The following is a 6,847-nucleotide window of genomic DNA, read 5'->3' as shown; positions in this document are numbered from 1 at the left end:
AAACGCCCGGTTACATTCCGAACCCGGAAGCTAAGCCTCACAGCGCCGATGGTACTGCAGGGGGGACCCTGTGGGAGAGTAGGACGCCGCCGAACAAATTTTGAGAAAGGCCCACGCCATCCGGCGTGGGCCTTTCTGTGTTTAAGATCGATCGCATGCGCTATGACCTTGTCATCTTTGACAACGACGGTGTCCTCGTCGACAGTGAGCCGATTTCCAATCGGCACCTGGCCGCCTATCTGACCGAACTGGGGCACCCGACATCGTACGAGGACTCCATCCGGGACTACATGGGATCGGCCATGCACCGGATCCATGAGCTGGTGCTGGAGCGGACCGGGCAGCGGCTGCCTGATGACTTCGACGACGTCTTCCATGCGCGGGTGTTCGCCGCGTTCGAGCGGGAGTTGGAGCCCGTGGCCGGCGTCGAGGGCGTACTGGAGAAGCTGGCCGCGGACGAGGTGCCGTACTGCGTGGCCTCTTCCGGGAGTCATGCGCGGATCCGCGTCGGGCATCGGACGACCGGGCTCGACCGGTGGTTCACGGAGGAGCGCATCTTCAGCTCCGAGGACGTGGGGCGGGGAAAGCCGGCACCCGATCTGTTCCTGTACGCCGCTGAGCGGATGGGCGTTGCTCCCGAACGGTGCCTGGTCATAGAGGACTCTCCGCTGGGCGTGCAGGCGGCCGTGGCGGCCGGGATGGACGTCTTCGGGTTCACCGCGATGACGCCGGCGGCGAAGCTGGCGGGGGCCGGTCAACTGTTCTCGTCCATGGGGGACTTGGCTGACCTGCTGGTATGACCTGAACCATCGGTCCGGGCCTGACAATTGTCATGCGGACGTCCGGACGATCGTTTCTACTGGCGGACCCCCTGCGGCGGCCAAGCTGAGGGCATGACGAAGAACACGGGGGCCCAGGGCCGGACCGAGCAGCAGCAGAGCCCGAGCGCGCTGGACAATTTCATGCCGCTGATCGTGGACGTGGCGGTGCCGCTCGGCTCGTACTACCTCTTCAAGGACGCCTTCGGGATGAGCACCTTCGCCGCGCTCGCCTGGAGCAGCGTGGTGCCGGCGGTGCGGACCGTGTGGAGCCTGGTGAGGGAGCGGAAGGCGAACGGACTTGCCGGGCTGATCCTGGCCGTCAACGTCGTCTCGCTGCTGCTGACCTTCGTCTCCGGCGATCCGCGGCTGATGCTCGCCAAGGACGGCGCGGTCAGCAGCACGGTCGCGATCGGGATCCTGCTCTCCGTGCGGCTGGGCCGGCCGATGATGACCGCGGGCCTGAAGCCCTTCCTGGTCAAGGGTGACGCGGCCAAGGAGGCGGCCTGGGCGCGGCTGATGTCCGGGGCGGCGGCCCGGTCCGCGGAGTTCCTGCGCAAGGAGCGGGTCTACTCCGTCGTCTGGGGCCTGGCGCTGCTCGCCGAGTGCGTCGCCCGGGTCGTGGGCGCCTACACCGTCCCCGTGGACACCATGGTCTGGCTGGGCACGGTCTTCCTGATCGGCGCGATCGGCATCGGCATGGTCGTCGGCGGTGGGCTGGCCATCGAGCCGATGGAGAAGATGCTGACCGCGGAGGCGGAGGCGGAGAAGGCCGGTCGGCCCGCCGACGTGGCAGTCGCCGCCTGATCGGCAAGGAAAGCAAAGCTGAAGGAAATTCATCTTTGGCTGGATCTACCCACGGGTAGTCCGGGGCCCTACGCTCGCCGCCATGACTGATGTGCTGCGGCGCGGCAGGGCCTCGCTGGCGTTCGGCTTCTTCGCCCAGGGCGTGACCTTCGCCCTGCTGGTGACGCGCATCCCGGCCGTCCAGGACCGGTACGGCATCTCCGACGCGCTGCTGCCGGCCTTCCTGGCCGCCGTACCGATACTCGCCGGTGTCGGCAGCGTGACCACCGAGCAGCTGGTGAAGCGGATACGGCCCAGCCGGCTGCTGCGCTGGTCCCAGCCGCTGGTGCTGCTGGCGCTGCTCGGTGCCGGGGCGGGCGGGCGGATCGCGGAGCTCGCGGTGGCGCTTGGCGCGTTCGGGCTGGCCGTGGGCGCGCTGGACGCCTCCATGAACATGCTCGGGGTGAGCCTGCAGCGGTCGTACGGGCGCAGCATCATGCTCAGCTTTCATGCCGCGTACAGCCTGGGCGGGATCCTGGGTGCCTCGCTGGCCTGGGTCGGGGCGCACTGGCATCTCGCGCTGTGGGTGTCGTACCTGCCGGTGGTGGCCGTGCTGCTGCCGGCGACGCTGGCGGGGAGCCGGTGGTACGTCGACGGGGATCCGGCGCCCCTGGAGGAGCAGGGCACCAAGGGCGGGGGTGTCGTCTTCAAGCTGCTGCTGCCGTTGTGTCTGGTGATGACCTTCGCCTACATCGGGGACTCGACGGTCTCCAACTGGAGCGCGAAGTATCTGAAGGACGTGCTGGGTAGTTCCGAGCAGCTGGCGACCGTGCCGTACAACGTGTACATGGTGACCACGCTGGTGGGGCGGGCCATCGGGGACTTCGGGGTGCGGCGGTTCGGGGCCGCGGCGGTCGTACGGCTCGGGACGCTGGTGGCGGCCGGCGGGTTCGCGGTGGTGGCCTCGGCGCCCGGGGCGTGGGTGGGGATGCTGGGGTTCACGCTGCTGGGTCTGGGGTTGTGCGTGCTGGTGCCGCAGACGTTCGCGGCGGCGGGGCGGCTCGCTTTTGAACATCGCGGTCCGGGGGCTTCGGATGCGGCCATCGCGCGGCTGAACATTTTCAATTACGTGGGGTTTCTGATCGGTTCGCCGTTGGTGGGGGCGCTGGGCGAGGCGTGGAGCTATCGGGGGGCCATGCTGGTGCCGATGGTGTTGGTGCTGGTGACACTGGTGTACGCCAGGTCGTTCGCTGCTCAACCGGACCGATACGGTGGCGGGCATGAGCGGCCGTGCACAGCTGATGTGGGACGAGGCAGTAACGGGCTATGACTTCGGCCCGGACCATCCGATGGATCCGGTCCGGCTGGCACTGACCCGCAAACTGGTGGGTGCCTTCGGGCTCGACCGGGAGATGGAGGTCGTCGCGGCCAAGCCCGCCGGGGAGTCGACGCTGCGGCTGGTCCACCGGGAGGACTACATCGACGCCGTGAAGGCCGCGTCGGCCGATCCGGCCGGGGCCGACGGGTCGTACGGGCTCGGGACCCTTGATGATCCTGCGTTCGCGGGGATGCACGAGGTGTCCGCGCTGATCGCCGGGCAGTCGGTGGGCGCGGCGGAGGCGGTGTGGCGGGGGGACGCCGAGCACGCCGTGAACTTCGCGGGCGGGCTGCACCATGCGATGCCCGGGGGCGCGGCGGGGTTCTGTGTGTACAACGACGCGTCGCTGGCCATCGCCCGGTTGCTGGAGCTGGGGGCCCAGCGGGTCGCTTATGTGGACGTCGACGTGCATCACGGGGACGGGGTGCAGGCGGCGTTCTGGGAGGATCCGCGGGTTCTGACGATCTCGCTGCACGAACATCCTCGTACGTTGTTCCCGGGGACCGGGTGGCCGCAGGAGACCGGGGCCGGGGCGGGGGAGGGGGCCGCGGTGAACGTGGCGCTGCCGGCGGGGACCGGGGACGGGGGCTGGGTGCGGGCGTTTCACGCGGTGGTGCCGGAGTTGCTCGCGGAGTTCCGGCCGCAGGTGCTGGTGTCGCAGCACGGGGCTGACACGCACTTCGAGGATCCGCTGGCGCATCTCGCCGTGTCGTTGGACGCGCAGCGGGCCGTGCAGGTGGCGTGCCATGAGCTGGCGCACGAGTACGCCGGGGGCAAGTGGGTCGCGCTGGGGGGCGGCGGGTATGCGGTGGTGGATGTGGTGCCGCGGTCGTGGACGCACTTGGTCGGGATCGCTGCAGGGCGGCCTGTGGCGCCGGAGACGGTGATTCCCGAGGGCTGGCGGCGGGAGGTGTTCGCCTTGACCCGGCAGTTGGGGCCGCAGCGGATGACTGACGGCCGGTGGCCGGTGAGTTGGGCGTCGTGGGAGTCGGGGTACGACCCCGCTGATCGCTTGGACCAGGCCGTACGGGCCACTCGCCGGGCGGTGTTTCCGCTGCGGGGGCTTCTTCCCTGAGCCGTCCGGGGGTTTCCCCATGGAGGGAGGCACGATTGCTCGCGGCTGCGGTGGCACGCGTTAGGCCAACCGTGCGCACTTGAGCCGTTCCGGTCCTCGGCCCCTCCCTCATGCGTCACCATCGCATCCGTGTGGACCGGCGGAGCTCTGCGTGCGCATCTGCTGGCTGTTCGGCTTGCCGGGGAGGTCGGGACCTCCCGGGAGGACAGCCTGCGGAGTTATCGGCTGTTCGCCGCCCGGGATCCGCGGGTGTTGATCGGCATCGATCCCGAAGGGTCCTGGGGGGAGCGGGACGTGCTGGGGCTCATGGCGGAGAGGTGCGGGGTTTCGGCCGATCCTCGGCACACTTCTGGCTTGGACGTGATCGATCCGGAGCGGACGCTGGCCGCGCTGGACGCTTTCGCGGCGCGGATCGGGGAGGCGGCCAGGCGGGGTGCGCCCGTGCTGTTCGGGACCGGGCATCCGCAGCGGCTGCTCGGGTTCTACGCCGGCTTGGCGGACGCGCTCTCGGCGGCGGGGTGTGACGTGCTCACCCCCGCGCAGGGTCGCTGTGTCGACATATTGACCCGGTTCGGTCTACGTACGTGTGCGGTCGACTACGCACGAGGTGTCGGGTTGGTGCGGGAAACCGTCGGTGGGCGCCCCGGTTGTGAGCCGGGTGTGCACTGTCATTCGCCGCTGCCGGTTCGGGTCGTGCTGGAGGCCGCGGCGGAAGGCGGAGGGCCGCTGCCCGAGTTGGTCGTAGGGGATCACGGGTGGGTCTGCGGTGCAGGTCAGCTGGGGTTCGAGGCCATCGGTCTGGCTGACACCGACGATCCGGCGCTGTTCGTCGGGGAGGCCGAGGGGCGCGTGTCCGTGGTCGTTCCGGTTGATGACGCCGTGCCGTCTGATCACTACCGGCCGCTCACCCGCTACGTACTCAAACGAGCGTGTCTGTCACAGTAGGCCTGCGATGGGTGCACCTCTTCCCCACTTGCATCACCCGCCCCTACATTGGGGAGTGAGCACGCAACGACGAAGAGTCACCGGAAGGGGAAGCCGGTGGCCGTCGAGTGCGGAAGGTTCAGGTGTGTCATGGCTGCAGCTGGCGAGAGGCCTCTGAACGAGGTTCAGTTCCTTACCGTGGCGGAGGTCGCCTCGGTGATGCGAGTGTCGAAGATGACCGTGTACCGCCTGGTGCACAGCGGTCATCTGCCCGCGATCCGGGTGGGGCGGTCCTTCCGTGTCCCGGAACAAGCGGTACACGAGTACCTCCGTGACAGCTATGTGGGGGTGGAGACGGCCTGACGGCAATCCCAGGGTGACCCCCGGGTGACCCGGGGCACCCCCCTCGATTACGACCTTGGCGCTCGGTTGGGTAGGCTAGCCCCTCGTAGGTCGTGTGGGCCCATGGCGCCCAAACAACCGAGTGATGAGAAGTGAGCGAGGGTAGTCGTGGGCTCTGTTATCAAGAAGCGGCGCAAGCGGATGGCCAAGAAGAAGCACCGCAAGCTGCTCAAGCGCACGCGCGTTCAGCGTCGCAACAAGAAGTAAGGCGACGCGCGCGAGCGTGTCAGCGTGGCTCTGTGGCCTCCCACCAACATTGGTGGGAGGCCACAGGCATGTCGGGGAACCCGTAGGTTCCGAGAGTGAATTTCCGTCACTTGGTGCATCGGGCGGTCATCACAGCGCAACAGCAAACCGCTAGGTTGGCCGTACGCATCCGTACGAAGGAAGGCGCTGATCTTGGGGAAGGTCGTGCTCGTCACCGGAGTGGCCCGGCAACTGGGCGGCCGCTTCGTACGGCGGATCCAGCGGGATCCCGAGGTCGACCGGGTGATCGCCGTGGACGCGGTGCCGCCGGCGCACCATCTGGGCGGGGCGGATTTCATCCAGGCCGACATCCGGCAGCCGGGGATCGCCCGGGTGCTCGCCGAAACAGGCGCCGACACGGTCGTCCACATGGACGTCACCGGGACCGCGCTGGGCAGCGGCAGCCGGGCCATGGTCAAGGAGACCAACGTCATCGGCACCATGCAGCTGCTCGGCGCCTGCCAGAAGTCGCCGACCGTGAAACGGCTGGTGGTGAAGTCCAGCACGAACGTGTACGGGTCGGCGCCGCGTGATCCGGCCGTCTTCACCGAGACGACCCCGCCGAAGTCGCTGCCCAGCGGCGGCTTCGCGAAGGACACGGTCGAGGTCGAGGGCTATGTGCGCGGCTTCGCCCGGCGGCGGCCGGACGTCGCCGTGTGCGTGCTGCGGTTCGCCAACATCCTCGGGCCCGCCGCGGACACCCCGCTCGTCTCCTACTTCGCACTGCCCGTCCTGCCGACCGTGTTCGGCTACGACCCGCGGCTGCAGTTCGTGCACGAGGACGACGTCGTCGAGGTGCTCAGGATCGCCTCGCACGAGCCGCGCCGGGGCACACTCAACAGCGGCACCTTCAACATCGCCGGGGACGGCGTGCTGCTGCTGTCGCAGTGCTCCCGGAGGCTCGGGCGGCCGACCGTGCCGTTGCTGCTGCCCGCGGTCACCTGGGCGGGTTCGCTGGTGCGTACGCTCGGAATGACGGACTTCTCGCCGGAGCAGATCCGGCTGCTCACGCACGGGCGTGTGGTGGACACGGTCCAGATGCGCGAGACGCTGGGTTTCACGCCCAGATACACGACGGCGGAGACGTTCGCGGACTTCGCGCGCGGCCAGGGGCCCGGGCTGGTCCCACCGGAGGCCCTCGCGGGGGCCGTCGACCGGATCGCCGCGCTGGCCGCGCGGGGCGGCGGCCGGCCCACCACGTACAGCGCCAACTGAGGA

The 6,847-nt window shown here is 69.0% G+C and carries 8 protein-coding genes and 1 rRNA gene; all 9 read left to right on the top strand.

Annotation, left to right across the window (positions count from 1 at the left end; translation table 11 throughout):
• Window positions 1-95: ribosomal RNA gene (gene rrf, locus ACZ41I_RS20680) — 5S ribosomal RNA — on the top strand; the annotation flags it as partial.
• 60 nt (window positions 96-155) lie between these two features.
• Window positions 156-800, top strand: a complete 645-nt coding sequence (locus ACZ41I_RS20675; protein ID WP_468514744.1) for an HAD family hydrolase — start codon at window positions 156-158, stop codon at window positions 798-800.
• A gap of 93 nt (window positions 801-893) precedes the next feature.
• Entirely contained in the window at window positions 894-1,625 is a 732-nt protein-coding gene (locus ACZ41I_RS20670) for a VC0807 family protein (protein WP_468514743.1), read from the top strand.
• 82 nt (window positions 1,626-1,707) lie between these two features.
• Window positions 1,708-2,934: an MFS transporter gene (locus ACZ41I_RS20665; RefSeq protein ID WP_468514742.1), complete on the top strand. Its 1,227-nt coding sequence runs from the start codon at window positions 1,708-1,710 to the stop codon at window positions 2,932-2,934.
• Window positions 2,885-4,057, top strand: coding sequence for an acetoin utilization protein AcuC (locus ACZ41I_RS20660; RefSeq protein WP_468514741.1), 1,173 nt, complete (start codon window positions 2,885-2,887; stop codon window positions 4,055-4,057). Before ACZ41I_RS20665 ends, ACZ41I_RS20660 begins: the two co-directional genes overlap by 50 nt.
• A gap of 129 nt (window positions 4,058-4,186) precedes the next feature.
• Entirely contained in the window at window positions 4,187-5,002 is an 816-nt protein-coding gene (locus tag ACZ41I_RS20655; protein ID WP_363220142.1) for a phosphatase, read from the top strand.
• 129 nt (window positions 5,003-5,131) lie between these two features.
• Window positions 5,132-5,344 (top strand): helix-turn-helix domain-containing protein, encoded by a 213-nt coding sequence (locus ACZ41I_RS20650; RefSeq protein ID WP_121791081.1) that lies wholly within the window; start codon window positions 5,132-5,134, stop codon window positions 5,342-5,344.
• 147 nt (window positions 5,345-5,491) lie between these two features.
• Complete coding sequence (locus ACZ41I_RS20645; protein ID WP_003948845.1) at window positions 5,492-5,590, top strand: 30S ribosomal protein bS22; 99 nt, start codon at window positions 5,492-5,494, stop codon at window positions 5,588-5,590.
• 192 nt (window positions 5,591-5,782) lie between these two features.
• Window positions 5,783-6,844, top strand: a complete 1,062-nt coding sequence (locus ACZ41I_RS20640; protein WP_363220141.1) for an NAD-dependent epimerase/dehydratase family protein — start codon at window positions 5,783-5,785, stop codon at window positions 6,842-6,844.
• Window positions 6,845-6,847: the final 3 nt, after the last annotated feature.

It is taken from the genome of Streptomyces sp. NPDC030799 (assembly GCF_055572255.1).
The sequence above is the reverse complement of the archived record's forward strand: the minus strand, read 5'-3'. Positions and strand labels throughout refer to the sequence as shown.

Excerpts from the sequence above, each read along its gene's own strand:
- ACZ41I_RS20675 (WP_468514744.1), top strand. The coding sequence starts at position 156 with ATGCGCTATGACCTTGTCATCTTTGACAACGACGGTGTCCTCGTCGAC.
- ACZ41I_RS20670 (WP_468514743.1), top strand. The coding sequence starts at position 894 with ATGACGAAGAACACGGGGGCCCAGGGCCGGACCGAGCAGCAGCAGAGC.
- ACZ41I_RS20665 (WP_468514742.1), top strand. The coding sequence starts at position 1,708 with ATGACTGATGTGCTGCGGCGCGGCAGGGCCTCGCTGGCGTTCGGCTTC.
- ACZ41I_RS20660 (WP_468514741.1), top strand. The coding sequence starts at position 2,885 with ATGAGCGGCCGTGCACAGCTGATGTGGGACGAGGCAGTAACGGGCTAT.
- ACZ41I_RS20650 (WP_121791081.1), top strand. The coding sequence starts at position 5,132 with ATGGCTGCAGCTGGCGAGAGGCCTCTGAACGAGGTTCAGTTCCTTACC.